The following is a 26,037-nucleotide window of genomic DNA, read 5'->3' as shown; positions in this document are numbered from 1 at the left end:
CCCAGCTCAGCCTGAAAAAGCGCCTGCCAGTAGGATGAATTCACTATCGTTTGCGGGTGAGATAGCGTGGATTATCCACTCTGTCTAACGTTATACCCGGAGGCATCATGAACCTCAGACAACAGCAACAGCAGGCGTTCGATCGCAGCGGAGAACCTCTTATCGTTGGCAACGTCAGCCACTGCCCGCTGCCGCCCGAGACCCTCGCCGCACTGGGCCCCGATTCCCCCTATGTGGTGCAAGTATACGGCTCAGGCCTGACCGGCGAGGTTTATCGTCTGCGCATCGCCGGCAAGGAGTACAATTTAAAGAAACGTCGCGCCGTCGCCGGCGTTGCCAACCTCAACGGCCAGCTGTCGTTTTTAAATGAGGTACAGCGTCGGCAGGCATTGCAACAGCTGAAGGATGACCCGGTCACCGCGCCGCGCTTCACCCACATCGTCCCAACGCTGTATGCCGATTATCGCCTCGGCATCCTGCTCTCCCCCTGGATCGACGGCGAGCCGATACACCAGTTGACCCCGCCGCTGATCGCCCAGCTATTTACTACTCTGGAAGCCTGCGAAGAACAGGGGCTGATGGAGTGGGATCTCTGTAGCGGGAATCTGCTGGTGGACCGGCAGGAGCAGCTATGGCTGTTCGATTTTGGCTATATGTATCCCTTCGACCCGCTGAGAGAATTCAACAGCAATGGTCTGGCCGACCCGCTGTTCCACTTTGTCGAACGTTTTGAGACTCGCTTTTTTTTTAGCTGGCTGATGACCCGGATCCCTGGCGCCGAACAGCAGCTGGCGCACTATCGCGAGATGAAGCGGCTGGCGGTCGAAAGCTACCGCCGGAAGCTCGTCTGGCTTCGCGCCCGGCGCGCTGACCCGCAGGTGCTGGCTCACTTTCAGCAGTTGACGGCGCGCTGGGAGTCGGCGCTGGCGGACCCTGCCGCGCTGAGCCGGCTGTTTGCCGTAGAGGCCTTTCGCTCACATGTGCTGGATATTGAAGACGACCTGCATGGTCAGTCCTGTACCTTACTCACCCTGCAACGCATTGACTGGGTGATAAACCAGCTGGAACAGCATTATCGCTTTATCGCCAACGAAGGCGGCCTGTTTTACGATAACGAAGGGAAATCGCAGCAGGCGCTGCTCAGCAGCTATGCGCAGAAGCGGCAGCAGGCGCAGCAGTACCTGTTGAAGGCCACCGCCGCAAAGGATTAACGGCGCTCGCGTCCCTGCTTCTGCTTCGCCTGGTACATCAGGCGGTCAGCGGTGGCCACCAGCGCGTTGAGACTGGGATGGCTGGCGGGATCATATTCGACGCAGCCCCAGGAGAACGCCAGCTGCCAGGGATTGGCCGCCTGCTGGTTGAAACGCGCCACGTTGTGGCTGAGCGTCTCCATCGCCGTCGCGGCATCGTGGCGGCTGGTATTGGCGAACAGAATGATAAATTCGTCCCCACCCTGCCTCGCGAGGATATCGGACTCGCGGAAGGCCGCTTTCATCAAGTCGGCGATGGCGATCAGCGCGCGATCGCCCTCTTCATGCCCCCAGGTATCATTGATGTGCTTGAAGCGATCGAGGTCGACAAACGCCAGGCTCACCGGCTCATGGCGGCGCTGGGCCGTCAGCAGGGCATACTCTGCCAGGGTGAGGAATCCCCGGCGATTAAACAGTCCCGTCAGCTCATCCGAGGTTGCCGCATCCAGCACCTTGAACTCATCCTCCACGATCGCCGCCAGATCGCTTAAGATCTGCATTTCATGGGCGGAAAACGATCGCGGCTGGTGATCCATCAGGCAGAACGACCCGACGGTCGCGCCATCCGGCAGTTGCACCGGATACCCGGCGTAAAAGCGGATAAACGGCGCCTCAATGACCAGCGGGTTATCGTGAAAGCGCTCGTCCTGCTGCATGTCGTTGACGATAAGCGGGTCGGTTTGCAGAATGGTATGGGCGCAAAATGAAATATCTCTCGGCACCGTGTCCACATCGAGACCGGCACAGGATTTGATATGCAGGAGATCTTCCCCCACCAGACTGATGGACGCCACCGGCAGGTTATACAGCGAACGGGCAAGCCTGGTCAGGCGATCGAAGCGTTCTTCTTTTCCGCTATTCAACAGCCCGGAAGAGCGTAGCGATTGCAGGCGACGCTGCTCGTCGGGATGAAGTCCGGCTAATTTCATTGTCTCTCACTTGTCTCTTGCGCAGAATTCCGCCGGGTTTCCGCAGAGAAACCCGGCGTTTTATCCTGCGAGGGGAAAATAGTCGTCAGGTACCCCATGAGTTAAGCAGATTTCCTCTGCACGTCAACCGGCGCGCCCCAGGCGACTGGCGCCCAGGGCGCTGGCGGAATGCCATTAACGGCACTCTGCCCGGCAAAGAGGGCAGATCAGGCGCGGATAAACGCCAGCAGATCGGCGTTGATGGTATCGGCGTGGGAGGTGTGCATCCCGTGCGGGAAGCCAGGATAAATTTTCAGCTGGCTGTTCGGCAGCAGCTTGTCCTGCAGGATGGCCGCATTTTTATAGGGCACCACCTGGTCGTCATCTCCCTGCATCACCAGCACCGGCAAAGTGATCGACTTAAGGTCTTCCGTCTGGTCGGTCTCTGAAAACGCCTTAATGCCTTCATAATGGGCTTTAGCGCTGCCGATCATCCCCTGTCGCCACCAGTTCTGGATCGTCCCCTGGGATATCTCTGCTCCATCACGATTGAAGCCATAGAACGGGCCAGAGGCGACGTCGAGATAGAACTGGGCGCGGTTCGCCGCCAGCGCTTTGCGGAAACCGTCAAACACCTCGATCGGCGTCCCGCCCGGATTCTGCTCGGTTTTCACCATTAGCGGCGGGACGGCGCTAATTAACACCGCCTTCGCCACCCGCCCCTGCGGCTGGCCGTAGCGGGCGACGTAGCGGGCGACCTGGCCGCCGCCAGTGGAGTGCCCGACGTGGACCGCATTGTGCAGATCCAGATGTTCCACCACCGCCGAAACGTCCGCCGCGTAATGGTCCATATCGTGCCCCTCGCTAACCTGATCGGAGCGGCCATGACCCCGACGATCAATAGCGATGACCCGGAACCCTTCGGCAAGGAAAAATAACATCTGGTTATCCCAGTCGTCAGCGCTTAACGGCCAGCCGTGATGAAAAACAATCGGCTGAGCTTCCTTTGGTCCCCAGTCTTTAAAGTAAATGTTGACGCCGTCTTGGGTGGTGACAAATGCCATATTACAGACTCCTCTTTCAGGATAACCAGCCCGCAGGCCCGTGCCTGGGCTGAAGGCCGACGGCGGCCGGCAGGAGTGCCGACCGCACAGGAATGTGATGCCTGTAACAGTGTAGAAGATATTTAACGCCGGGCGGGACAACTTACCCTGTCTCGCTTGATTCGCCGATCCTGGACCAGACCGCGTCTGGTATCAGGCCGCACTCTCCTGCTGGCGGATCCGCACCATCAGCGCGCCGAGCAGCGCCCAGTCAAGCAGCACGGCGAAGGCAAAGCAGACGCCATGGCGTCCTCCTCCCGCAGTATGCCAGGTCAGCAGCGTCGCCGCGATGGCGATAGCTACGCTCAGCACCGTGGCGCCGCTGACCCGCATCCCCGGCAGCGCCGTCCTACCCGCCGCAATGCGCCAGGCGACAGCCGCTCCCGCCCCACCGCACGCCACGCCCGGCAGCAGTGCCGGCCAGTCCTGCCCGCCATACCAGGCCACCAGCGCCAACAGCCAGCCGGCCGCTGACAGCAGAAAGGCCCAGCGCGTCGCCGCCAGGGGTGAGCGATAAAGCCAGGATTGTCCGCGAGTGAATCCCCACCCGACGCCAAAGGCCGCAATCAGCGCCGTCAGCAGACTCAGCGTGCCGGTCACCCCGATAACCGGGGGCATGATTAACAGCAAGGCCCCGGCGGCGATGACCACGCTAAGGGCGATAGCGCGGCCGCGGGGGTCGATCGTTGCCGCGGCTTCCGCGGCGGTGTAGCGGCTTACAACGTGCATAGTTGACTCCTGACAGGCGAAGCTGCATGAATTTAATTCATGTCATTGTCTTTACATGCCCGTAGCCTATCGCCACTATATTGCCTTACACAAACGCATAGTTTTCAGCCATAGATGAGAAAAACTCAGCCATGAGACCGCCCCGTCTGCCGCCGCTGGGGGCGCTACGCGCTTTTCATGCCGTCGCCCGCCACCGCAGTTTTAAACAGGCCGCCGAGGCGCTCGGCGTCAGCGCGACGGCGGTCAGCCATCAGATTAAACTGCTGGAGTCGGTGCTGGAGTGCCGGGTCTGCGAACGCAGCGCGCAGGGCGTCAGTCTGACCGCTGATGGCGAGATCCTTTACGCCGCCACCCAACGCGCCTTTAGCGCCCTGGAACAGGCCGTCGTCCAGATCGCTCATGCCCGTCAGCCGCCATCCTTAACCGTCACCACCACCTCCAATTTTCTCACCCACTGGCTGGTGCCGCGGCTGGCGGATTTCACCGCCCGCTTTCCGGCTATCGACCTGCGGCTACACACCAGCGTCGAACGAGTGGATCTGCATCTGGGCACGGTAGACGCCGCGATTCGCTATCGTGAAACGCCGGAGCCGGACCTGTACTGCACGCTGCTGTATGAAGATCGCTTTATCGTGGTCGCCAGCCCGACTCTGGGCCTCAGCCGGCCTGAAGATCTGCAGCGGGTGACACTGTTTCACGTTGCCAACCGGCGCGTGCCAGCTGATTCGCCGAGCTGGGAGAACTGGCGTCGGCGCTATGGACCGCCGACGCTGAATATTGATGCGGGGTTAACCTTTAGCGATGAAACCCATGCCCTACAGGCGGCGGTGGCCGGTCAGGGAGTGGTGATCGCCAGCGAACTGCTGGCGCGGGATCTGCTGCAGCGCGGCGTATTGTCCGCGCCGTTCAGCAACGCATTGCCTGGCGCCCGCTACTACCTGGTCACTACCGAAGCGGTAGCGCAGCGGGCGGATATTATCGCTCTGCGGGAGTGGCTGCTCAGTCAGATGGCGTCGGGCGACGGCGGCCATCCGACTGCGGGATAGCGGGCTTACCAGCCGCAGACGTTGGTCTCTTCATCGGACTCGTAGCCGCGAACGATATTGATCAGATCCTTCACCGCATCAGCCGCGGTGAGTGGGTCGCGCAGCGCCGCCAGCGAGGAAAAGGTTTTATCAACCGAGACGCCGTTATTATTATTGGTGACCGTCAACAGAAACTCCCCCTCTTCCCTGTCGTCCGGCAACTTGCTCAGCAGGTCATTAACGGCCTCCACCGCCTGCTGTGGAATATACAACACCATTGGTTTGAGAAATATTTTTTCCTGCTTCTGGTGAAGTCGGCCATTCTCTAGCGCTAAGGTATAACCTTTATTTTCACTGGTCATCTCTTGTTATCCCTCGATGAGAATTTTTGGATCAACATAAAAGTCGACATTAAAAACCGTGTCCTCTGAGAGGGCCTCAATACAGTGCCACTTCTCCGGCGGAAAGACGCCAAACTGGCCGGCTTCAATAGTCAGGGTTTCAACGGGCTCGGGGCTGGTTTCATCGGCATAGCCGAGATAGCGGATCGCCCCCTGCATCACCGAGAGACGAGGGTAGACGCCCTGCCGGGTGCCGGCATCCAGATGGCGGCGCCAGATAGAGGCCGGGGCGGTCTCTTTGGTCCACAGCGGCGTGCTGCGGGTGTGAACGTAATGGGTGGGAATAATGATTCGCTGCATAATTGTGCCTCACTTTACCGTCTCAAACGCGACGTTCAGAAATAGCCTATATGATGCATATCATATACCCCTTTTAAACGTTAAGGATATTATTTTGTTGTGGAATTTTACGCCTACTCCTTTTTATACCTCGCAGGGATTAGCGCTAAGAGAAAATAAAAAAGGCGATTTCAGGATCCTGAAATCGCCCGGGAGAATAAAAGTAGACACGTTAAAAATTTGTTAGCGCAGCGGACTCGGTTTGCCGATTAAATATCCCTGAACCAGGTCACATCCCAGCGCCTGCAGCGAAGCCAACTGCTCTTCGGTCTCTACACCTTCCGCCACAATGCGCATATGCAGGCTCTTTCCCATGCTGATAATCAGGCGGACGATATCCAGATCGTCTTTTTGTTCCGGAATATTGATGACAAACGAGCGGTCGATTTTAATTTTATCGAACGGGAAGTAGCTTAAACGGGACAGGGAAGAATAGCCGGTACCAAAGTCATCGATGGAGATCTGAATGCCCTGCTCGCGCAGCTGGCTGAGAATTTCCAGCGAACGGGTGTTCTCATTGAATACGTCCGACTCGGTGATCTCCAGATCAAGACGTCGCGGATCGAGGCCGGTCTGATGCAGCACCTCGATAATGGTGTCGGTCAGCGATGTATTCATCAACTGAATTGGTGAAACGTTGACCGAGACCTTCAGCGGCGTCGCCCAGCTGGCCGCTTCGGCACAGGCGGTTTTCAGCACCCATTCGCCAAGGGCATTAATAAGACCGATTTTCTCTGCCACCGGAATAAACACCGTCGGCGGCACGGCGCCGCGCACCGGATGGAACCAGCGAACCAGCGCTTCATAGCCGTAGATTTCGCGCGTGACGGTATCGGCGATCGGCTGATAGTAGACTTTGAACTCGTCATGGGCCAGGGCCTGCAGCAGATCGTCTTCAAACGATTTGTTCTCCTGCAGGCGCTGCAGCATCCCCGGCCGGAAGATTTGCACATGGCCGCTACCCTCTTTTTTCGCCTCATACAGCGCGAGGTCGGCGCACTTGTACAGATAATCGGTACGACTTTCACCGTCCGAGATCACGATCCCAATGCAGGCGTCGATATTAATCTGCGCATCGTAGATCTGATAGGGCTGGCTGATCTTCTCCCGGATAACATTGGCCCGCTCAAGGGCCATTTCTTCAGTGAGATCGTAGGAGAGCATCGCAAACTCATCACCGCCAAGGCGATACAGCGTCTCGGAGGTTTTGCGGAAAAAAGAGAGGCGACTGGCCAGATCCTGCAGCAGCTTATCGCCAGCATCATGGCCAAGGGTATCGTTCACATCCTTAAAGCTGTCGAGGTCGAAAAGCATCACCACGGCGCATCCCTTATAGGGACGCACCTGGTTGACGATCTCCTGCAGCCGCTGCCAGAAAGAGAGACGGTTGGGCATACCGGTCAGCGAATCATGGTAGGCATCGTACTGCAGTCGGCGGTTCTGCACCTGCAGCTTCTCTTTCGAGGCCTGCAGATCGTTGGCCAGCGTTTTCATACGAACATGGGCGCGACGCAGATTATTATTCTGTCGGAGCATCAGCAGACCGAGAGTTATACACATGGCGATCAGCAGAATGGAGATCACCGAGTAGATATAATAGAGATGCTGGATTTTATCATGGGTGATATTAACGATATTGATATCTTGTGTCAGGGTGGCGGCGGCCATTGAGGTCAGCGGACCATCCAGCTCGCTTAACACCGGCAGGATCTGTCTGACCTGCTCCGGCGTCATGGTATCAACTTGTTTATCGAGCAGATGAAGATTACGAATCAGCGTCGCAACCACCGTCTTCCGCTGCTCGCTTTTATTGATAAATTTACCCAGATCGCCCTCCTGCAGAAGCTCGATCTGGCTCATCATGATCTCAAGACGCAGGCGCACCTCATCGTGGTCCGCCCCTTCGGCCCCAATCGCCATTCCCGCCAGACGAGACTCCAGCCGCATATATTCCGACACCATTTGCGACATTGACCACGAGTCCGTATAGCGGGTAAATTTTTGCAACTCACTTTGTCGCTCATGCACCAGATAAGTAATATATCCGGTGACAACAAATAACGACAAAATAATAGCCGTGAGTATTCGATTCAAGATCCAACCCTTATTCTATAATCATCTTTGAAACTTGCCAGGCCGATCGGGAATAATAGATCTGGTTCTGTAATTCAGCACTGCTGTCGTAAGGGTAGACAATAAATAACGGGCCTTTATCACGAATGCGCATATATTGACCGTTCATTTTTAACGCCATAATGACCGGGAATTTATAAAAATCATCAATCGGGATAATGGTGGTGTAGTCGTTCAGCGCCAGCACGCGGGCCGATGTGCCTTTCGCGCCGACTAAATCCATGAGTTTATTAAGGGGAATGCCGTCAAAACGAACCTTGCCGGTGTACCAGGGGGTGGTGGTTTCTATCGTCTTCATCCCCAGTTTTTCCAGCATTGCGAGATCAAAAACGGCCTTGTCGCCGACATTCATATTTCCGATTTTTCCGGAAATGGTCAGCACAGGTTTTCCTGTCGGCGCAGGCAGTTTTTCAGCATAAGCAGAAGGCAACATGACAGAACAAAATAAAACTGCAAGAAGTAGACGCATTTTACTCACCATTCCAGAGAAGGAGACACGTTAAGTGTAAACCATTTACGTCGATTCTTAAAAGGTGTCCATCTTTGTTATCCGTTGATTTAATTAAAAGTATAAGCTGGATGGCAAATTGCCAGAATGTTGAGTCCAAGGTGTGATTTCGCCCGCCTTTCCCATCGATTCTTTTTTACGCCATCTCCCCCGCTTAGCAGGCAAACTACTTTCCTCCACGGCCGCTGCGCGATAGTCTCAGAGCAGACGCAACGGTAAAAGCGTCTCATTCCAATAACAATGAAGTACGTGACTGACAGGACAGGGTATGGATTCAACAATAAGCGTGCAGCCCGGCGAGGCGCCAGATTCACTACATCGCGCCCGGCGGGCGGCCTGGGGTAGTTTTGCCGGCGCGGTGGTCGACTGGTACGATTTTCTTCTCTATGGCATTACCGCCGCGCTGGTGTTCAACCGCGAATTTTTCCCGCAAATCGGCCCGGCGATGGGAACGCTTGCCGCCTTTGCCACCTTCGGCGTTGGGTTTCTTTTTCGCCCGCTCGGCGGAATTATTTTTGGCCACTTCGGCGATCGCCTCGGGCGGAAACGGATGCTGATGATGACCGTCTGGATGATGGGTATCGCCACTGCCTGCATCGGCCTGCTCCCCTCGTTCAACCAGATCGGCTGGTGGGCGCCGGTGCTGCTGGTGTTCCTGCGTGCGGTTCAGGGATTCGCCGTCGGCGGCGAATGGGGCGGCGCGGCGCTGCTCTCGGTGGAGAATGCCCCACAGGGGAAAAAAGCCTTTTACAGCAGCGGGGTGCAGGTGGGCTACGGCGTCGGCCTCCTGCTCTCTACCGGGCTGGTATCGCTGATTAGCAGCCTGACCAGCGACCAGCAGTTCCTCAGCTGGGGCTGGCGCTTACCGTTCCTGTTCAGCGTGGTGCTGGTCCTTATTGCGCTGTGGATCCGTAACGGCATGGCGGAATCGCAGGAGTTTGAAGCGCAGCAGAGCCAGGACAACGCGCCGCAGATGAAAAAGCGGCTACCGGTAGTGGAAGCGCTGCTTCGCCATCCGGGAGCGTTTTTACTGATTATCGCCCTGCGTCTGTGTGAGCTGCTGACGATGTATATCGTCACCGCCTTCGCCCTCAACTACTCCACGCAAAACCTCGGCCTGCCGCGCGAGCTGTTTCTCAACATTGGCCTGCTGGTGGGCGGTCTTAGCTGCCTGACTATCCCCTGCTTCGCCTGGCTGGCAGACCGCTTTGGCCGTCGGCGGATCTATATCACCGGGGCGCTGATCGGCACTTTGAGCGGTTTCCCGTTCTTTATGGCGCTGGAGAGTCAGTCCGTTTTCTGGATCCTGTTCTTCGCCCTGATGCTGGCCAATATCGCCCATGATATGGTGGTCTGCGTCCAGCAGCCGATGTTTACCGAGCTGTTCGGCGCCAGCTATCGCTATAGCGGCGCCGGCGTCGGCTACCAGGTGGCGAGCGTGGTCGGCGGCGGCTTTACCCCGTTTATTGCCGCGGCGCTGGTCACCTTCTCCGGCGGATCGTGGCACAGCGTGGCCCTCTATCTGACCGCAGGATGCCTGCTGTCAGCGCTCACCGCGCTGCTGATGAAAAAGCCCCCCGTCGACTGACCCACCAGCGGAGGGCGTAACCCGCGCCCTCCGGTAAGGAGAATGCATGTCTCAGTTAACCCTGGCCGACTGCTGGCCTCGCCGTTTTTCCCCCTCCTCGCTGGCGCTGCAGTTTTGCGAGGATCCCACCCAGGCCGAACAGCCGCTGTTTGCTAAAGCCAGCGCCGGCGAGGCCGTCGCCCAGCTCTGGCAGGCGCCGCAGGGATTGGTGGTGCCGGGGAGCTATCGTCAGTTTACGGATCTGCCGGCGGTCAGCGCGCATTTTGCCGCGCGCGGCTGGCCGGTATGGCTTCGCCGCTCCGGCGGCGGTCTGGTGCCCCAGGGGCCGGGCATTATCAACCTTAGCCTCGCCTGGCCGGTGCAGCAGCCGCTCGGCGAAGCCGCCGAACCGATCTATCATTCGCTGTGCGCTGTGCTGCAGCGCACCCTCGCGCGCTTCGGCGTTGCCAGCCACCCCCGGGCGGTGAGCGGTTCCTTTTGCGATGGACGGTATAATCTTGCCTGCGGAGAAGGCGCGGAGGCGCGCAAGATTGTCGGTACCGCCCAGTACTGGCGGCCGCTGGCGGCGGGCGGCGGCCACGTGGTGCTGGCCCATGCGGTGATCCTTATTGACGCCGATCTGAGCGCGGCGCATCAGGCGGCGAACGCCTTCGAAGCGCAGCTCGGCAGCGAGCGGGTCTATTGCGCTGACAAGACCGTTACTCTCGCGCAACTGCTTCCCGGCGAGCGCCATCTGCTGCCCCGCTTTAGCGAGGCGCTGGCGCAGGAGCTGGACGCGTCTCGCTGAAGGTCGCTTTCAGGTAGCGGCTGAAGGTTTCCACCGCGCGTGACACGCGCGGGGTATAGGGCCGGATGACGTACAGCCGGTCGGCAAACACCTCTATCGGCTGCCACGCCGGCAGCAGCTCCTGCACCAGCCCGCGGCCAATGGCCTCCCGGGCGCTGAAATCCGGCAACAGCGCCACCCCAAGCCCCGCCAGCACTGCATCACGTAGCGACTCGCTGTTATTGGTGGCGAATGGCCCCTGCACGTTGATGGTCACCCGAGCATCGGGCGACTGACGGGAGGCGAACGTCCACTGCGGGCGCTGTGGCCCACGGGGATAGGTCAGGCATTGGTGGTGGCGCAGATCTTCGGGGGTCTCCGGGCGGCCATGGCGGCGAATATAGTCGGCGGACGCGACGGTAAGCGTCGCGGTGTGACACAGCGGCCAGGCGACATGGGTATCCGGGAGCGCCTCGCGCCGACAGTGGCGGATGGCGAGATCGAACCCTTCGCTGGCCAGAGAGACCAGCCGGTCGGTGACCTCAAGCTGCAGATGCAGCTGGGGATGCTGATGCAAAAAAGGCGCGATTGCCGGGACCAGCTGCTGGCGGGAAAAGGCCACCGGCGCGGTCAGGCGCAGCGTTCCCCGCAGCGGCCCGCCCTCATCGCAGGCGCCGGTGAAAATATCCCGCAGCTGACCAAACGGCTCGTTGAGCTCCGCCACCAGCCGCAGTCCGTCGTCGCTGAGGCTCACGCTGCGGGTGGTGCGATGGACGAGGGTTTTACCGGTCACCCGCTCCAGCTCGCTGATTTTCTGGCTGATAGCCGACTTGCTGATCCCCAGCTTTTCTGCGGCCCGGGTATAGCTTTTTTGTTCTTCCAGCACCGTCAGCCAGTACAGATGGGGCCAGTAACTCTCCGGACGACTCTCGCTCATGTGATTGTTCACCAGTAAAAACAATGTATTCAACTATAGCGGTTTTTGCCGGCGGCGGCATCGGCTAGCATCTTGTTGAGCCCATCATTATTCCCTAACGATAAGGAGCACCTGCATGCCATTACTGACATTTGACCTGATTGAAGGCCGTACGGAACAGGAGGTCAAAACCCTGCTGGATGCCGCCCATCGCGCCGTGCTACGCGCCTTCGAGGTACCAGAACGCGACCGTTACCAGATTGTTCATGAAAACAAAGCCCACCATATGGTGATTGAAGATACCGGCCTCGGACTGACCCGCACGCGGGATCTGGTGGTGGTGCGGGTCTATACCAGCCCACGCAGCGAGGCGCAGAAGCAGCGCTTCTTCGCCATTTTGCAGGAGGAGCTGGCAGAACACTGCGGCCTGAGCGGCGATGACCTGATGGTGTCGATTATCAGTAACCAGAAAGGCGACTGGAGCTTTGGCCGCGGGGTCGCGCAGTATCTTACCGGCGATCTGTAACCCGCAGCCCGCAGTACGCCCTTAGCGGCGGGCTGCCGTCGCGATACGCTGCCGCGCCTGCTGCTCGATATTCTCCAGCAACTCCTGGACATCGTCTTCATCAATGTCGAGGAACTGGCCTTCCAGCAGCGCGGCGTGAATATCTTCCCGGGTGACCGAAATACCCAGCGGCACCGCCCTGGATTTGACCTCCTCCGCCGCCAGCGGATGCGGATAACGGCGGCCAACCAGGTTATTAAACACAATAGCCAGCAGCGCCAGCATCAGCGAGTTGAGGAGCACCGGGGTCAGCACAAAGTGATAGCCTTCGCTGTGCACCCCGGCGCCGCCGAGGATCGCCGTCAGGGCCACCGCGCCGCCGGGGGGATGCAGACAGCGCAGAAAATACATCCCGGCGATGGCCAGAGCCGCCGCCAGACCGCAGGCCAGCGCCGCATCGGGGACCAGCATACCCACCGTGACGCCGATCAGCGCCGACAGCACGTTGCCGCCGACAATCGACCACGGCTGCGCCAGCGGGCTGCTCGGTACGCCAAACAGGAGTACCGCCGAGGCCCCCATCGGGGCAATAAACCACAGATTGACTTCGCCGAGCAGCCAGTGGCTGAACATGCTGGTCACCGCCAGTCCGGTGCCGGCGCCAATGGATCCCAGCACGATATGCCGGCGGGCCACCGGCAGCGCGTGCGGCTTCAGGCGGCCAAGGAAAATCCGCAGCCGTGAAAATATCCCCGCAGGAATAACACTCAACATCGCTTCATCGCTCAAATCATAGGAATTACTTATATTTTATTTTCTTTTTTTAACCTTAAATTAACAACCCTGTCTTTCGCAGGGGATAGCGCGGGCGGCGATGTCCGACGGCATTGTGCTGTGAATTCTCGCGGGGGCTGATAGAATCCCTTTTCGGTCAGGGGGATACCCCTTTTGCGAATTGAAGGTCATAACCCAGTGAATAATAAAATCTCTTTAGCGAAAGAAGTGGCATGGGCCAGCCAGAATATGCCGCGCACCCTGCGTCAGGTCGCCGCGCTGCCCGACCTCAGCGGCGTGCGTCTGGCCTGCTGTATGCACCTCGACATGAAAATGATCCCGCTGGTGCAGGGGATCCTCGACAAGGGCGCTCAGGTCTTTTTAACCACCTGTAACCCCACCACCGTGCAGGACGACGTGGTGGCCTGGCTGGTGGAGCGCGGCGCCGAGGCCTGCGCGTGGCGCAATATGAGCGATGCCGACTGGCAACAGTCATGGGAAAAAGCGATTGCCTGGCAGCCCACTCACCTGTGCGAGATGGGCGCCGATATCACCACCCTGCTCCACCAGCGCGGCGAGTTTGGGAACATCGTGGCGGGTCTGGAAGCCACCGGCTCGGGCGTCAATCGGCTGGGGGATATTCAGCCAGGCTATCCGATCTTTAACTGGGACGATCTGCCGGTCAAAGAGGGGCTGCACAACCGCCATATGGTCGGTCTCACCGCCTGGCACACCTTCTTCCAGACCACTCACCTCACCCTGCATGAGAAAAAAGTGCTGGTGATCGGCTACGGCCTGGTCGGCCAGGGCGTCGCGGCAGCGGCAAAAGCTTTTGGCGGTCAGGTGATGGTGGCGGAGATCGATCCTGCCCGCCGTCTGCAGGCGGCCTACGACGGCTGGCACGTGGTGGACCTCCAGGAGGCTATCGCCTCGGCGGACGTGGTGGCCACGGCGACAGGCGGTAAAAACGTGGTTAATCGCCAGGCGCTGGACCGGGCGAAAGCGGGAGTATTTATCCTTAACGTCGGCCACGTGGCGGAAGAGATCGACGGCGAGTACCTGCGCCAGTACCCCCAGGAAGAGGTGATGCCGTATATCAACGCCTACCGCATGGCCGACAAAACCGTCTATCTGCTGGCCAATGGTTCAATGCTCAATCTGACCGCTGGCTTCGGCGACAGCCTGAACGCCTTTGACGTCACCCTGGCGGTGATGGCCAGCGGCATCCGCCATATTGTCACCGACGGCATGCGCGCCCCGGCGAAGGTTTATCTCCTGCCCCAGGCGGTCTGGCAGCAGGCCCTGTAAACCCGGCGCATCGCCCCCATCGCGGGACGATGCGCTTTACCATCAGGATGACGGCGCGCTATCGGGCAACACAATATTGCTCTGCGCCAGCGTTCCCATCTGGTTGTACATCACGCTGGCGGCATCCAACAGGTGCATCGCCAGCGCGGCGCCGCTGCCCTCTCCCAGGCGCATGTCCATATCGAGATACGGCCGCAGACCCAGCGCGTCGAGGGCGATCTGCGCTCCTTTCTCCGCCGACAGGTGTGAAGGAATAAGATAAGGGTGCGCCGACGGGGCCATGCGGCAGGCGGCCAGGGCAGAGGCATAGGAGAGGAAGCCATCCAGCACCACCGGCAGGCCACAGGAGGCCGCCCCGAGGATCACCCCGGTCATGCCCACCAGATCGTAACCCCCCACCTTCGCCAGGACATCCAGCCCGTCCGCCGGGTTCGGCTGATTATGGGCTATCGCCTGGCGCACCACCGCCACCTTATGGCCCCGCTGCGCCAGCGGCAGATTGGCCCCACAGCCCACCACCGCGTCAGGGTCGCTGCCCGTCAGGACACTGATCGTCGCTGCGGCCGGGGTGGTATTGGCCATTCCCAATTCGCCGACGCCGAAGGCTTTCACCCCGTCGGCAGCGAGCTGGCGGGTGAGCTGCAAGCTGGCCAGCAGCACCGTCTCCGCCTGCTGGCGGCTCATCGCCGCCGTCCGGGCGATATTCCCGCTACCGCGGGCCACTTTGAGGTTAATCAGGCCCGGCAGCGGGTCGGCATCGATGCCGACATCCACTACCTGCACCCTGGCCCCGGCCTGCGCCGCCAGCACGCAGACGCCGGTGTTGCCCCGCACCATATTGCCGGCATGAATGGCCGTCACCCCCTGCGGCGAAGGGGTCACGCCTTCATGCCAGACGCCATGGTCGGCGCACATGACCACAATCGCTTTCTCCGCCAGCGCCAGCTGCCCCTGCAAGCCAGGCAGACCGGCCAGCTGCACCGCCAGCGTCTCCAGACGGCCAAGGCTGCCGGGCGGCTTTAACAGGCCATCAATATGCTGCTGAGCGCGCGCCATGGCCGCCACATCGGGCTGCGGAATGGCAGCCAGTAACGCCGAAAGTGTTTCCATTCTGTTCCTCACCGTTGGTGTCAGGCCTTACAGCAGCGCCAGTAAAAAGAGTAATTCGCCCAGCTCAATCGCCGCCCCGAGGGTATCCCCGGTCTGCCCGCCGAGGGTTCGCTTCAGCGCCCATCCCAGACCCCAGATCAGCACCAGGGTGATCAGCGCGGCGCGCAGCCCCTGCAGCCCCATCAGGGCGGTGGCCAGCGCGATCGCCATTGCCATCGTCACCAGCGTCTGCTGCAGGCTAATTTTGCCAATAAACAGATTGCCCAGCCCCTTTTCCCGCGCATAGCGATGACGATACATCAGCAGCACCGCCATCCCGCGACCGACGGCGCAGGCCGCCGCCAGGGCTGCGATGGGGTGGATATCACGCAGCAGCAGCTCGCCAACCACCAGCACTTTCGCCACCAGCACGAAGATCAGCGCCAGCCCGCCGTGGGTGCCCAGCCGGCTGTCGCGCATGATCTCCAGCATCCGATCGCGGGTGCGGGCGGAGAAAATGCCGTCGCAGGTATCAGCCAGCCCGTCAAGGTGGAATCCGCCGGTGAGCAGCGCCAGCGCCAGCACGCCGAAAAGCGCCGCCAGCGGGACGCCGCACCACGGCTGCAGGAGGAGCGCCACCGCGCCGGCGATGGCGCCGAGCAGTAAACCGACCAGCGGAAAGGTGACGATACTGCGCTGGTACTGTTCGATCTCCAGGCCCTGAGATAACCGCGCCGGGACCGGCAGGCGGCTGATAAACGAGAGTGCAGCAAAGAATGACTTAATCACGTGAGGTTGACTCCTGTCGGCGAAAGCAGCGGAAGAGTTCTGTCGCGCCCGGTCAGCACCTGAGTTTGTCTTCTGGCGAATCGATCGTCGGAGAGGTGAGAGGTGTTGAGATATCGCCCTGACGCCGCTGCGTCAGATGCCCGGCCAGGATGAGAGAAACCTTTCCGATATCAATACGTTTTTCGCGGGCCAGTATAGCAAAGTGTCGGTGAGGAGAGGCAGTTGCCGGAACAAAGTTTTCGCAGAAAAAAGCAGGGAAGAGAGGGAAACGCGGAACAGCCCGGCGACGCTTAACGCCGCCGGACCGGCAGGGTTTAGCCTTCGACTTTGGCTTCGCCCATCACTTTCAGTTTTTTCGAGATGTCGCGGCGCTCTTTGGACAGCTCGGCATTTTTGATGATGTAATCATCAACGCGATCTTCGTAATCGCTCTTCATGCTGGCGATGATGCCCTGGATGGCTTCCACGCTCATGCCCGGTTTGATGTAGTCGCTGAGGTTGTCCAGCAGCAGAACGCGCTTCTGGTTATCACGGATCTTTTTCTCAACGTCCTGAATTTCACGCTGCAGTTTGTTCTTACGACGGTACAGACGAACAAACTCCAGTACGTCCTGGAAAGAAGGCTTAGTTGTTTCCATTTTTACACCCCTAATAATTGAGATTCGGATTCGTAAAGCGACTGCGTTATAGGGCTAACATAACTGCTAGCAGCCGCTGATGACAATGTTTTTTCCTTTGCGTTTATCATAACCCTAAACGCTGCTGAATCGAAACAACCCATGTGGTTACCCGGTGCATCTGATGTTTATTTGCGCAACGCGCGGCAGATCAGATGCGAGAGCAGCTCCAGCTGGCGCGCCAGTTCGATTGAGAGCCAAACATAGCCATGGACCGGGGTTTCCGCCAGGCCGTCATCACCCTGCTCTTTCAGCAGCTGGCGCAGTTCGAGGACGATCTCAGTCAGCTTTTCATTGTTGGCGCGCACAGGCTGAGGGTTCCCTTCGTACAGCGCGTGGGCGATGGACAACAGCGTCTGCTGGGTCATCTGCTGCGTCTCCCGCAGGGTGTGCGCATTGAGCATCACGAAGTGACCCGGACGCGTTGCCCACCAGGCGTTGATCTGCAGCTCCAGCATGCAGACGAGGTTGCGGCTGACGGTCTGGATAGCCTCGAAGATCGCCTTCTGGATGTGCGTCTCTTTGCTGGCGGGGGTGATCAGCCCGCGCATTTTCACCACGTCGTTCAGCGCCTGCTGGAGATGCTTTTCCAGCCGCGGTCGATCCACCAGATTTGGCGAGAAGCCGGCCTGGTAGAGGCGGTTAAAGTTGGTGACATAGCTGGCCATCTGGATGCGCCAGTGGATGAACGCCCGCTGCGGCCAGATGCCGGTAAACAGCATCGCCAGCAGCGAGCCGAAGATCACGTCGCCGCTTCGCCACAGCGCGGTATGCATATCGCCGGGCGGCGCCCCGACCACCACCGACAGAGTAATGCCGATCAGCAGCGCCTGATAGGGTTTCTTGCCCAGCGCCAGCCAGCCGCAGAGGAACATCGCCGCCGCGCACCAGAGGACCATCAGCGGCAGGGAGATTAGCTCAAGCTTCAGCGCCACCAGCCCCAGCGCCGAACCGAGGATCGTGCCGCCGATACGCTGAAACGCCCGCGGCACGACGTTACCCCAGAAGGAGATCGGCCCCATCACCACCACCAGAGTGATGAGAGGCCAGGTTCCCTCAGGCACGTTCAGCAGCCGCACCAGCAAAAAAGTGAGCACAAAGGCCAGCGCAATCCGCACACCATGCACCACCCGATAATGGCGATACAAGCGGATCTCAAATGGCTTGAGTGATTTATCAGCGCGCACAACCCTCTCCGGCAAAACGAAAAGGCCAATTGTAACTGCTTTTTCGCCCGGAGCATGCCGGGAATGTAAAAAACCTTGTCCGGAACAGGGGTAAACCGCTACGACGCGACGCGCTCAACGGGAACATACATGTCGATATCCCAGTAGCCGTCGTGGTTGCCGTCGTTAAGATAGACCTCAAAACAGGGCTGGGGGGCGATGCGATACGCCGTGCTCTGCTGCAGGTTGTCAAAAAACTGCATCCACGGGGTGGCGAAGTCGTAATCCACCACCCGCGCGCGGGCGCAGGCGTAATCCCCGCCGGCAATCGCCGCCAGGATCACCCCTTCGCTGTTGGCGGGAATGACATAATCCTCATCCACGGCGACCGCTGTCGCGCAGCGCAGTTTTTCCGCCGGCACTTCCTCCGGGTTATCGTAGTAGACGGCCACCCATTCGCGGGCGGGCACCTGGTGGTTCTCAACCCACATCATCAGTTGCTCAAACCCCTGCTTGACCGTGTGATCCCAGGGCCCGACCAGATGGAAACCGGCGATGGTTTTCTTGCCGAGGGTGGTGATGCTGTAGTTCATCTTGCCTCCTTTGGAGATAAATTGCTGTATAAATATACAGTTAATTTAACAGGAGATCCCCCCCTCAGTATGTGCGCGAATTCACAGAGTCGCCACCACACTGCTGTAAAAACAGGCGCCCCGCCAGCACGAGCGACAGACGAAAAAAAACCGCCTGCAAAGAGGCGGTTGGCGTGGTTACAGCTCGTGATGCAGGTAATCGCTCATTCGCGAGAACACTCCGCCTTTATTGATGCTTTCGAGGGTGACCAGCGGATAGTGCCCCACCACCTTGTCGCCGTCATACAGTGAAATCTCGCCAACCCGCTGATTGGCGGCGATCGGCGCCTCAAGATCCTTCTTATCCAGCACATATTTCGCTTTAATGCGCGACACTTCCGCCTTCGGCAGGGCTAACCAGAAATCCTGATCGGTGCCGAGCTTAATCTGCTCTTTATCGCCGTACCAGATACGCTCGGTGCCGACCTTCTGCCCCTTCTGCAGCACCTGCACGGTGTCGAAGTTCTGCTGCCCCCAGTGCAGCAGTTTAGCGGCCTGCTGCTCGCGGCCTTTCGGACTGTCCGCCCCCATCACCACGGCGATCAGCCGGCGCTGGCCATCCACCGCCGAGGCGATCAGGTTGAACCCGGCGCCCGAGGTGTGGCCGGTTTTCAGGCCATCGACGTTCATGGTTTTATCCCACAGCAGACCGTTACGGTTTTGCTGGGTGATCCCGTTCCACGTCAGGCTTTTCTGGCTGTACATGTGGTAGACGTCTGGTTCGCCATGAATAATCGCCCGCGAGAGCACCGCGAGGTCATAGGCCGAACTGTGCTGGCCCGGGGCGTCGAGGCCGTGGACAGTTTCGAAATGGGTGTCCCGCAGGTGCAGTTTTTCGACATACTGATTCATCAGGGCGACAAACTGCGGCTGGCCGCCGGCGACATAGTCGGCCAGCGCGACGCAGGCGTCGTTACCGGAGTCGACAATCAGCCCACGGCTGAGGTCGCGGACGCTGACGCGATCCCCTGGCTTTAAGAACATCAGCGATGACCCGTCGAACACCGGGTTGCCCTTCGCCCAGGCGTCTTTACCCACGGTGACGATATCGTCAAAGGTGATACGATGGCTGTCGATGGCGCGATCGACCACGTAGCCGGTCATCAGTTTGGTCAGACTGGCAGGATTGCGCTGCTGATGTTCGTTACCCGCGGTCAGGACCTGACCGGTGGTGTAATCCATCAGCACCCAGGAGCCAGCCTGAATGGAAGGCGGCGCGACCGTAGCAGGTAAGTCGACGGCAAATGCGCAGGAAACGCTCGAAGCGAGCAAAGATACAGCAATAAACAAACGGCCTTTCAACGGCATATCCTCTAGATTTACAGATCCGCCGTCCTTTTTACGGAACTTCGCGTTTCATATCAGGGTTTAATTGCAAGAAAATATGACACAGCAGAGGAAGTTGCTTGCCGCGACCCTTCTGATGACCGGGCAAATCGTTTACCATACCGGTCGCACGCCACCACGGATAATGAACAGACTATGCAAGATAGCGTCAACCAGCCCGGATTTTTATTCCACGATTATGAAACCTTCGGCACCAGCCCTTCCCTCGACCGGCCGGCGCAGTTCGCCGCCATCCGCACCGATGCGGAGCTGAATGTGCTCGGCGAGCCCGAAGTGTTTTACTGCAAACCCGCTGACGATTACCTGCCGCAGCCGCAGGCGGTGATGATCACCGGGATCACGCCGCAGGAAGCGCTGGCCAAAGGGGATAATGAGGCCACATTTGCCCGCCGCATCCACGATCTGTTCACGGTGCCGCAAACCTGTATCGTCGGCTATAACAACGTGCGCTTTGATGACGAAGTGACGCGGAATATCTTCTATCGCAACTTCTATGACCCTTATGCCTGGAGCTGGCAGCACGATAACTCGCGCTGGGATCTGCTCGACGTGATGCGCGCCTGCTATGCCCTGCGCCCGGAAGGGATCGCCTGGCCGGAGAATGACGAAGGGTTGCCGAGCTTCCGGCTTGAACATCTGACCGTCGCCAACGGTATTGAACACCAGAACGCCCATGACGCGATGGCCGATGTGTACGCCACCATCGCCATGGCGAAGCTGGTGAAAACCCGGCAGCCGCGGCTGTTTGATTATCTCTACAGCCACCGCAATAAGCGCAAGCTGGCGACGCTCATCGACGTGCCGCAGATGAAACCGCTGGTGCATGTCTCCGGCATGTTTGGCGCCGCGCGCGGCAACACCAGCCTGGTGGCGCCCCTGGCCTGGCATCCGGAAAACCGCAATGCGGTGATTATGGTCGATCTGGCGGGCGATATGGCGCCGCTGCTGGAACTGGATGCCGATGCCCTGCGCGAGCGGCTTTACACCCCGCGCGCCGAGCTTGGCGATCTGCCGGCGGCGCCGATTAAGCTGGTGCATTTAAATAAATGTCCGGTACTGGCCCAGGCCAATACCCTGCGCCCGCAGGATGCCGACCGGCTGGGGATCTCTATTCAGCGCTGTCTGGAGAACGCCCAGCTGCTGCGGGCGAATCCGCAGGTGCGCGAGAAGGTAGTGGCGGTCTATGCCGAAGCCGAACCCTTCGTGCCGTCCGAAAACGTCGACGCCCAGCTGTACAATGGGTTCTTTAGCGATGCCGACCGCGCGGCGATGAAAATCGTGCTGGAAACCGAACCGCGCAATCTGCCGGCGCTGGATATCACCTTCGCCGACCAGCGCATCGAACGCCTGCTGTTTAACTACCGGGCGCGCAACTTCCCCGGCACGCTCGATGAACATGAGCAGCAGCGCTGGTTAGAGCATCGTCGTCAGGTGTTTACGCCGGCGTTTTTGCAGGCCTATGCCGATGAGCTGCAGATGCTGTATCAGCAGTATGCGGATGATAAAGAGAAGCTGGCGCAACTGAAGGCGCTGTGGCAGTACGCGCAGGATATTGTCTGATTGGCTGAAATTCCCGGGTTGCGGCTAACGCCTTACCCGGGCTACAAACTCAGTTGGGTGTCCAACTTTTGGGGGGCAGTCCAGCAGCGCCGCCGGGCATTGCGTCCCCAGTTCACGCTTACCTTTTTGCCCGGTGGCGGCTTCGCCTTACCGGGCCTGGGCGCTGGTACCAGAGTAGCCCGGGTAAGACGCCTCGCGTCGCACCCGGGAACGTTGCTTAGCTTTTCGCGCGGCTGGCGATGATTTCATCCGCCACATTACGCGGCGCTTCCGCGTAATGGTGGAACTCCATGCTGTAGGTTGCCCGTCCCTGCGACATCGAGCGCAGCGTGGTGGAATAACCAAACATCTCCGCCAGCGGCACGTCGGCGCGGATGATCTGGCTGCCGAAGCGCTCTTCCATCCCCTGCACCATCCCGCGACGGGAAGAGAGATCGCCCATAATATTCCCGGCGTACTCTTCCGGCGTCTCCACCTCGACGTGCATCACCGGCTCAAGGATCACCGGATCCGCTTTGCGCGCGCCTTCCCGGAAGCCAAAGATCGCCGCCATGCGGAACGCCATCTCCGAGGAGTCCACGTCGTGGTACGACCCGAAGGTCAGGGTCGCTTTCACGTCAACCACCGGATAACCCGCCAGCACGCCGGTGCCCATCGCTTCGCGCAGCCCTTTCTCCACGGAAGGGATGTACTCGCGCGGCACTACCCCGCCTTTGGTGGCGTCCTCGAAGACGAAACCGCTGCCCGGCGCCAGCGGCTCCAGGGTCAGCACGACGTGGCCATACTGCCCTTTGCCGCCGGACTGGCGCACAAATTTGCCTTCCACGTCCGTCACTTTCTTGCGCAGGGTTTCGCGGTAGGTGACCTGCGGACGGCCAATGTTGGCCTCGACGCCAAACTCGCGCTTCATCCGGTCGACAATGATCTCCAGATGCAGCTCACCCATGCCGGAGATAATCGTCTGGCCGGACTCTTCATCGGTATGCAGACGGAACGACGGATCTTCCGCCGCCAGCCGCTGCAGCGCGATGCCCATTTTCTCCTGGTCCGCTTTGGTCTTCGGCTCGATCGCCAGCGAAATCACCGGCTCCGGAAACTCCATCCGTTCGAGGGTAATCACCGCATCCGGATCGCATAACGTATCGCCGGTGGTCACATCCTTCAGACCGACGCAGGCCGCGATATCCCCGGCGTGCAGTTCGTCAACTTCGTGACGGTCGTTGGCCTGCATCAGCACGATACGCCCGATGCGCTCTTTTTTGCCCTTCACCGGGTTCCACACCGCATCGCCTTTCTTCAGCGTCCCGGAGTAGACGCGGATAAAGGTCAGCTGGCCGACGTAGGGGTCGGTCATCAGTTTGAACGCCAGCGCCGACAGCGGCTCATCGTCGCTCGGATGGCGTTCCGCCGGCTGACCTTTCTCATCAATGCCCTGTATCGCCGGAATATCCAGCGGCGATGGCATCAGCTCCACCACCGCATCGAGCATGCGCTGCACGCCTTTGTTTTTAAAGGCGCTCCCGCAGAGCACCGCCTGGATCTCCCCCTTCACCGTGCGCTGGCGCAGGCCGGCGACGATCTCCGCCTCGTCCAGCTCACCGGTTTCCAGGTATTTATCCATCAGCTCATCGCTGGCTTCCGCCGCCGCCGAGACCATTTTCTCCCGCCACTGCTGCGCCGTCGCCAACAGCTCGTCAGGGACTGGCCCATAGCTGAAGGTCATGCCCTGGGTGGCGTCATCCCACAGGATGGCGCGCATTTTCACCAGGTCGACGACGCCGGTGAAATGCTCTTCAGCGCCAATAGGTATCACAATCGGCACCGGGTTAGCCTTCAGGCGGTCGATCATCATCTGCACCACGCGGAAGAAGTCCGCCCCCGGGCGGTCCATCTTGTTGACGAAGGCCAGCCGCGGAACGTGGTATTTATTCGCCTGGCGCCAGACGGTCTCCGACTGGGGCTGCACCCCGCCGACGGAGTCGTACACCATCACCGCGCCGTCGAGCACGCGCATAGAACGTTCCACCTCAATGGTGAAATCCACGTGCCCCGGGGTGTCGATGATATTGATCCGGTGCGGCTCGAAGCTGCGGTCCATCCCCGGCCAGAAGCAGCTTACCGCCGCCGAGGTAATGGTGATCCCGCGCTCCTGCTCCTGGGCCATCCAGTCGGTGGTTGCCGCGCCATCGTGTACTTCACCCAGCTTATGGCTCATCCCGGTATAAAACAGGATGCGCTCGGTGGTGGTGGTTTTACCGGCATCGATATGCGCGGAGATACCGATGTTGCGATAACGTTCGAGAGGGATGGGTCGGGGCATGATGCGTCCTTAGTCGTTTTGACGGTCAGTCTGCGGTCGGAATGATCCGCAGTTCATTTAACTGCGTCTATCTTAGTACAACTGTACGAGTATATTCGAACTATTTTTGCTATCATTACGATTGGGCAGGTTGCGGCGGCGCGCGTGGTATCAGAACCGGAGTTTGGGTATAGTAGCCGCCAGCCGCCGATATGGGCTGCGGCTGCGATGCGCCGCGCCACCGCCGACACAGGATTATTATGATCGCCAATCACCCCGAACGAGAACAAATTCGCCTGGAAAATGTCCTTTCCGCGCTCGGAAACCCGCTGCGACTGGAGATCATTCGTACGCTGGCCGACGGCAGCGAGCTGAGCTGCAACGCCCTGCGCCAGGAGGAGGTGGCCAAGTCCACCATGACCCACCACTGGCGCGTCCTGCGCGACAGCGGTGTGATCTGGCAACGGCCTCAAGGACGGGAGAACATGATTTCGCTGCGCCGGGAAGATCTGGACGCCCGTTTTCCCGGCCTGCTGGATACGCTGCTGAAAGTTATGGTGCAGGCAGGATAAGCTCTTCTGCCGGTTGGCGGCTGCGCCTGACCCGGCCTACGGCGGCCTCCCGTCAGCTTATGTCCCCCAGGCCCGGCAAGCGCCGCCCTGCAAAAAAATCAGGCCTCGATGTCGAACCGGCGCAGACGAAAAAAAAGCCGGAGGTTTCCCTCCGGCTTTTTTTATTTACATCACGCTATGCCTTAGGCCACATCTTCGTACTGCGGCACCGGGTTGCGGAAGCTTTTGGTCACGCAGGCCAGGTAGACCAGACCGATACCGGCCCAGATCAGGCCCAGAATCATCGAGCTCTCTTCCAGGTTGACCCACAGCGCGCCAACGGTCAGGGCGCCGCACATCGGCAGGAACAGATACTGGAAGTGGTCTTTCAGCGTCTTGTTGCGCTTCTCACGGATCCAGAACTGGGAAATCACCGACAGGTTAACGAAGGTAAACGCCACCAGCGCACCAAAGTTAATCAGCGCCGTCGCCATCACCAGGTCGAAGTTAATCGCCAGCAGCGCAATCGCGCCGACCAGGATGATGTTCATCGCCGGAGTGCGCCAGGTCGGGTGCACGTAGCCGAAGAAGCTTTTCGGGAACACGCCGTCGCGGCCCATAACGTACATCAGACGCGCCACGCCAGCGTGCGCCGCCATACCGGACGCCAGTACGGTGATGGTGGAGAAGATCAGCGCGCCAACCTGGAAGGCTTTGCCTGCCACGTAGAGCATAATTTCCGGCTGTGACGCATCCGGATCTTTAAAGCGCGAGATATCCGGGAAGTACAGCTGCAGGAAGTAGGTGGCAAAGATGAAGATCAGGCCGCCGATCAGCGCGGTCAGGAAGATCGCGCGCGGGATGACGCGCTCTGCATCTTTGGTCTCTTCAGACAGGTTGCTGATGCCGTCGAAACCGGTAAACGAGAAGCACAGGATCGTCGCCCCGGTAATCATCGGGATCACGTGCGCGTCACCGGACCAGAACGGACGGCTGCTGGCCAGCGTACCGGCGCCCTCGCCTTCAAACACGCCATAAATCACCATGCCGAGGATAACGGCAATCAGCACCACCTGCAGCACCACGATCACGGTGTTGAAGTTGGCCACGGATTTAATGCTGCGCAGGTTAAAGGCGGTCATAAAGGCGACCAGCGCGATAACAAACACCCACGACGGAATCGAAGGCACCAGCGCTTCAAAATAGATTTTCGCCAGCAGAATGTTGATCATCGGCGCGAACAGGTAGTCGAGCAGCGAGGACCAACCCACCATAAAGCCAACGGTCGGGCTGATGGATTTCTGCGCATAGGTATACGCCGAGCCGGCAGAAGGGTAACGACGTACCAGCTTGCCATAGCTCAGGGCAGTAAACAGGATAGCGATTAACGCAAAGGCGTAGGCCGTCGGCACGTGACCGTCGGTCATACCAGAGACGATACCAAACGTATCGAACAGCGTCATCGGCTGCATATAGGCCAGGCCCATCATTACAACCGGAACTAACGTAAGCGTTTTACGTAATTCCACGCGAGAGGTATTTGGAGTAGCGTTATGCGACATAGTTATCCCCTTTTACGGTGAACGCCAGCGCGTAAGCAAAAAATTGCCCCATTTCTTTCTATTCCTCAGCGACAACGACTGTCGGTTTTTAGTAAATATCTATCCGGTACGA

At 59.4% G+C, this 26,037-nt stretch carries 26 protein-coding genes; 9 read left to right on the top strand and 17 right to left on the bottom strand.

Annotated elements, in window-relative coordinates:
* Nucleotides 1–107 precede the first annotated feature (107 nt).
* Nucleotides 108–1,211, top strand: coding sequence for an AarF/UbiB family protein (locus tag IB144_RS08925; protein WP_065888423.1), 1,104 nt, complete (start codon nt 108–110; stop codon nt 1,209–1,211).
* Here IB144_RS08925 and IB144_RS08920 read toward each other — a convergent pair.
* The 3 genes from IB144_RS08920 to IB144_RS08910 all read right to left on the bottom strand — a co-directional run bounded on the left by IB144_RS08920 (nt 1,208) and on the right by IB144_RS08910 (nt 3,990).
* The gene (locus tag IB144_RS08920; RefSeq protein ID WP_002911798.1) at nt 1,208–2,179 is read right to left on the bottom strand and encodes a sensor domain-containing diguanylate cyclase; all 972 of its coding nucleotides are present in this window, start codon (nt 2,177–2,179) and stop codon (nt 1,208–1,210) included. The two genes, IB144_RS08925 and IB144_RS08920, sit on opposite strands and share 4 nt — an antisense overlap.
* A gap of 206 nt (nt 2,180–2,385) precedes the next feature.
* Entirely contained in the window at nt 2,386–3,222 is an 837-nt protein-coding gene (locus tag IB144_RS08915; protein ID WP_004180471.1) for an alpha/beta hydrolase, read from the bottom strand.
* A 192-nt stretch (nt 3,223–3,414) separates the two neighbouring features.
* The gene (locus tag IB144_RS08910) at nt 3,415–3,990 is read right to left on the bottom strand and encodes a hypothetical protein (protein ID WP_004175291.1); all 576 of its coding nucleotides are present in this window, start codon (nt 3,988–3,990) and stop codon (nt 3,415–3,417) included.
* Nucleotides 3,991–4,121: 131 nt separating this feature from the next.
* Here IB144_RS08910 and IB144_RS08905 point away from each other — a divergent pair, with 131 nt between their 5' ends.
* Nucleotides 4,122–5,036, top strand: a complete 915-nt coding sequence (locus tag IB144_RS08905; protein ID WP_002911860.1) for a LysR substrate-binding domain-containing protein — start codon at nt 4,122–4,124, stop codon at nt 5,034–5,036.
* A 5-nt stretch (nt 5,037–5,041) separates the two neighbouring features.
* Here IB144_RS08905 and IB144_RS08900 read toward each other — a convergent pair whose 3' ends face one another.
* Both IB144_RS08900 and IB144_RS08895 read right to left on the bottom strand, forming a co-directional pair.
* A complete protein-coding gene (locus IB144_RS08900) occupies nt 5,042–5,377 on the bottom strand; it encodes a DUF1869 domain-containing protein (protein WP_002911862.1) in 336 nt (111 codons plus the stop codon).
* A gap of 6 nt (nt 5,378–5,383) precedes the next feature.
* Nucleotides 5,384–5,716: a DUF1971 domain-containing protein gene (locus tag IB144_RS08895; protein WP_002911866.1), complete on the bottom strand. Its 333-nt coding sequence runs from the start codon at nt 5,714–5,716 to the stop codon at nt 5,384–5,386.
* Between the two features lie 97 nt (nt 5,717–5,813).
* Here IB144_RS08895 and IB144_RS08890 point away from each other — a divergent pair, with 97 nt between their 5' ends.
* Nucleotides 5,814–5,942: a hypothetical protein gene (locus IB144_RS08890; protein ID WP_014343288.1), complete on the top strand. Its 129-nt coding sequence runs from the start codon at nt 5,814–5,816 to the stop codon at nt 5,940–5,942.
* Here the strand turns inward: IB144_RS08890 and IB144_RS08885 are convergent.
* A complete protein-coding gene (locus IB144_RS08885) occupies nt 5,939–7,849 on the bottom strand; it encodes an EAL domain-containing protein (protein ID WP_004196289.1) in 1,911 nt (636 codons plus the stop codon). The two genes, IB144_RS08890 and IB144_RS08885, sit on opposite strands and share 4 nt — an antisense overlap.
* 10 nt (nt 7,850–7,859) lie before the next feature.
* A complete protein-coding gene (locus IB144_RS08880) occupies nt 7,860–8,321 on the bottom strand; it encodes a molybdopterin-dependent oxidoreductase (RefSeq protein WP_014907250.1) in 462 nt (153 codons plus the stop codon).
* Nucleotides 8,322–8,664: 343 nt separating this feature from the next.
* On the opposite strand from IB144_RS08880, the gene shiA reads away from it, so the two are divergent.
* Both shiA and IB144_RS08870 read left to right on the top strand, forming a co-directional pair.
* Nucleotides 8,665–9,984: a shikimate transporter gene (gene shiA / locus IB144_RS08875; RefSeq protein ID WP_050840977.1), complete on the top strand. Its 1,320-nt coding sequence runs from the start codon at nt 8,665–8,667 to the stop codon at nt 9,982–9,984.
* A gap of 46 nt (nt 9,985–10,030) precedes the next feature.
* On the top strand, nt 10,031–10,771 hold the full coding sequence (locus IB144_RS08870) for a lipoate--protein ligase family protein (RefSeq protein WP_004184772.1): 741 nt from the start codon (nt 10,031–10,033) through the stop codon (nt 10,769–10,771).
* Here the strand turns inward: IB144_RS08870 and IB144_RS08865 are convergent.
* Nucleotides 10,731–11,687, bottom strand: coding sequence for a LysR family transcriptional regulator (locus tag IB144_RS08865; protein ID WP_040215953.1), 957 nt, complete (start codon nt 11,685–11,687; stop codon nt 10,731–10,733). The two genes, IB144_RS08870 and IB144_RS08865, sit on opposite strands and share 41 nt — an antisense overlap.
* A gap of 115 nt (nt 11,688–11,802) precedes the next feature.
* Here IB144_RS08865 and IB144_RS08860 point away from each other — a divergent pair, with 115 nt between their 5' ends.
* The gene (locus IB144_RS08860; RefSeq protein ID WP_004175282.1) at nt 11,803–12,192 is read left to right on the top strand and encodes a tautomerase family protein; all 390 of its coding nucleotides are present in this window, start codon (nt 11,803–11,805) and stop codon (nt 12,190–12,192) included.
* A 21-nt stretch (nt 12,193–12,213) separates the two neighbouring features.
* Here IB144_RS08860 and IB144_RS08855 read toward each other — a convergent pair whose 3' ends face one another.
* Complete coding sequence (locus tag IB144_RS08855; RefSeq protein ID WP_002911879.1) at nt 12,214–12,945, bottom strand: HPP family protein; 732 nt, start codon at nt 12,943–12,945, stop codon at nt 12,214–12,216.
* 198 nt (nt 12,946–13,143) lie between these two features.
* Here IB144_RS08855 and IB144_RS08850 point away from each other — a divergent pair, with 198 nt between their 5' ends.
* Nucleotides 13,144–14,253: an adenosylhomocysteinase gene (locus IB144_RS08850; RefSeq protein WP_004184774.1), complete on the top strand. Its 1,110-nt coding sequence runs from the start codon at nt 13,144–13,146 to the stop codon at nt 14,251–14,253.
* A 42-nt stretch (nt 14,254–14,295) separates the two neighbouring features.
* Here IB144_RS08850 and cobT read toward each other — a convergent pair whose 3' ends face one another.
* From cobT to dacD, 6 genes are all read right to left on the bottom strand, one after another.
* Nucleotides 14,296–15,363 (bottom strand): nicotinate-nucleotide--dimethylbenzimidazole phosphoribosyltransferase, encoded by a 1,068-nt coding sequence (gene cobT, locus IB144_RS08845; protein ID WP_065888424.1) that lies wholly within the window; start codon nt 15,361–15,363, stop codon nt 14,296–14,298.
* 27 nt (nt 15,364–15,390) lie between these two features.
* Nucleotides 15,391–16,131 carry an adenosylcobinamide-GDP ribazoletransferase gene (gene cobS / locus IB144_RS08840; protein ID WP_004144121.1) on the bottom strand — a complete coding sequence of 247 codons (741 nt, stop codon included), beginning with the start codon at nt 16,129–16,131 and terminating at the stop codon, nt 15,391–15,393.
* Between the two features lie 314 nt (nt 16,132–16,445).
* The gene (locus tag IB144_RS08835; protein WP_002911883.1) at nt 16,446–16,769 is read right to left on the bottom strand and encodes a DUF496 family protein; all 324 of its coding nucleotides are present in this window, start codon (nt 16,767–16,769) and stop codon (nt 16,446–16,448) included.
* A gap of 167 nt (nt 16,770–16,936) precedes the next feature.
* Nucleotides 16,937–17,995, bottom strand: a complete 1,059-nt coding sequence (locus tag IB144_RS08830) for an FUSC family protein (RefSeq protein WP_002911885.1) — start codon at nt 17,993–17,995, stop codon at nt 16,937–16,939.
* Between the two features lie 98 nt (nt 17,996–18,093).
* Nucleotides 18,094–18,567 (bottom strand): DNA gyrase inhibitor SbmC, encoded by a 474-nt coding sequence (gene sbmC / locus IB144_RS08825; RefSeq protein WP_040215957.1) that lies wholly within the window; start codon nt 18,565–18,567, stop codon nt 18,094–18,096.
* A 177-nt stretch (nt 18,568–18,744) separates the two neighbouring features.
* The gene (gene dacD, locus IB144_RS08820; protein ID WP_004153104.1) at nt 18,745–19,908 is read right to left on the bottom strand and encodes a serine-type D-Ala-D-Ala carboxypeptidase DacD; all 1,164 of its coding nucleotides are present in this window, start codon (nt 19,906–19,908) and stop codon (nt 18,745–18,747) included.
* A gap of 180 nt (nt 19,909–20,088) precedes the next feature.
* On the opposite strand from dacD, the gene sbcB reads away from it, so the two are divergent.
* Nucleotides 20,089–21,513, top strand: a complete 1,425-nt coding sequence (gene sbcB, locus IB144_RS08815; RefSeq protein ID WP_004899361.1) for an exodeoxyribonuclease I — start codon at nt 20,089–20,091, stop codon at nt 21,511–21,513.
* A 217-nt stretch (nt 21,514–21,730) separates the two neighbouring features.
* Here the strand turns inward: sbcB and fusA are convergent, their stop codons facing one another.
* Complete coding sequence (gene fusA, locus IB144_RS08810) at nt 21,731–23,833, bottom strand: elongation factor G (protein WP_065888425.1); 2,103 nt, start codon at nt 23,831–23,833, stop codon at nt 21,731–21,733.
* Between the two features lie 239 nt (nt 23,834–24,072).
* Here fusA and IB144_RS08805 point away from each other — a divergent pair, with 239 nt between their 5' ends.
* A complete protein-coding gene (locus IB144_RS08805) occupies nt 24,073–24,384 on the top strand; it encodes a helix-turn-helix domain-containing protein (protein WP_002912109.1) in 312 nt (103 codons plus the stop codon).
* 182 nt (nt 24,385–24,566) lie between these two features.
* On the opposite strand, the gene plaP is transcribed toward IB144_RS08805, so the two are convergent.
* Nucleotides 24,567–25,925, bottom strand: coding sequence for a putrescine/proton symporter PlaP (gene plaP / locus IB144_RS08800; RefSeq protein WP_004148994.1), 1,359 nt, complete (start codon nt 25,923–25,925; stop codon nt 24,567–24,569).
* Nucleotides 25,926–26,037 lie beyond the last annotated feature (112 nt).

It is taken from the genome of Klebsiella sp. K4, from assembly GCF_014596785.2.
Classification (GTDB): domain Bacteria; phylum Pseudomonadota; class Gammaproteobacteria; order Enterobacterales; family Enterobacteriaceae; genus Klebsiella; species Klebsiella pneumoniae.
This window is presented reverse-complemented; position numbering and strand designations above follow the sequence as displayed.

Excerpts from the sequence above, each read along its gene's own strand:
- IB144_RS08925 (WP_065888423.1), top strand. The coding sequence starts at position 108 with ATGAACCTCAGACAACAGCAACAGCAGGCGTTCGATCGCAGCGGAGAA.
- IB144_RS08920 (WP_002911798.1), bottom strand. The coding sequence starts at position 2,179 with ATGAAATTAGCCGGACTTCATCCCGACGAGCAGCGTCGCCTGCAATCG.
- IB144_RS08915 (WP_004180471.1), bottom strand. The coding sequence starts at position 3,222 with ATGGCATTTGTCACCACCCAAGACGGCGTCAACATTTACTTTAAAGAC.
- IB144_RS08910 (WP_004175291.1), bottom strand. The coding sequence starts at position 3,990 with ATGCACGTTGTAAGCCGCTACACCGCCGCGGAAGCCGCGGCAACGATC.
- IB144_RS08905 (WP_002911860.1), top strand. The coding sequence starts at position 4,122 with ATGAGACCGCCCCGTCTGCCGCCGCTGGGGGCGCTACGCGCTTTTCAT.
- IB144_RS08900 (WP_002911862.1), bottom strand. The coding sequence starts at position 5,377 with ATGACCAGTGAAAATAAAGGTTATACCTTAGCGCTAGAGAATGGCCGA.
- IB144_RS08895 (WP_002911866.1), bottom strand. The coding sequence starts at position 5,716 with ATGCAGCGAATCATTATTCCCACCCATTACGTTCACACCCGCAGCACG.
- IB144_RS08880 (WP_014907250.1), bottom strand. The coding sequence starts at position 8,321 with ATGTTGCCTTCTGCTTATGCTGAAAAACTGCCTGCGCCGACAGGAAAA.
- shiA (WP_050840977.1), top strand. The coding sequence starts at position 8,665 with ATGGATTCAACAATAAGCGTGCAGCCCGGCGAGGCGCCAGATTCACTA.
- IB144_RS08870 (WP_004184772.1), top strand. The coding sequence starts at position 10,031 with ATGTCTCAGTTAACCCTGGCCGACTGCTGGCCTCGCCGTTTTTCCCCC.
- IB144_RS08865 (WP_040215953.1), bottom strand. The coding sequence starts at position 11,687 with ATGAGCGAGAGTCGTCCGGAGAGTTACTGGCCCCATCTGTACTGGCTG.
- IB144_RS08860 (WP_004175282.1), top strand. The coding sequence starts at position 11,803 with ATGCCATTACTGACATTTGACCTGATTGAAGGCCGTACGGAACAGGAG.
- IB144_RS08855 (WP_002911879.1), bottom strand. The coding sequence starts at position 12,945 with ATGTTGAGTGTTATTCCTGCGGGGATATTTTCACGGCTGCGGATTTTC.
- cobT (WP_065888424.1), bottom strand. The coding sequence starts at position 15,363 with ATGGAAACACTTTCGGCGTTACTGGCTGCCATTCCGCAGCCCGATGTG.
- IB144_RS08835 (WP_002911883.1), bottom strand. The coding sequence starts at position 16,769 with ATGGAAACAACTAAGCCTTCTTTCCAGGACGTACTGGAGTTTGTTCGT.
- sbmC (WP_040215957.1), bottom strand. The coding sequence starts at position 18,567 with ATGAACTACAGCATCACCACCCTCGGCAAGAAAACCATCGCCGGTTTC.
- sbcB (WP_004899361.1), top strand. The coding sequence starts at position 20,089 with ATGCAAGATAGCGTCAACCAGCCCGGATTTTTATTCCACGATTATGAA.
- fusA (WP_065888425.1), bottom strand. The coding sequence starts at position 23,833 with ATGCCCCGACCCATCCCTCTCGAACGTTATCGCAACATCGGTATCTCC.
- IB144_RS08805 (WP_002912109.1), top strand. The coding sequence starts at position 24,073 with ATGATCGCCAATCACCCCGAACGAGAACAAATTCGCCTGGAAAATGTC.
- plaP (WP_004148994.1), bottom strand. The coding sequence starts at position 25,925 with ATGTCGCATAACGCTACTCCAAATACCTCTCGCGTGGAATTACGTAAA.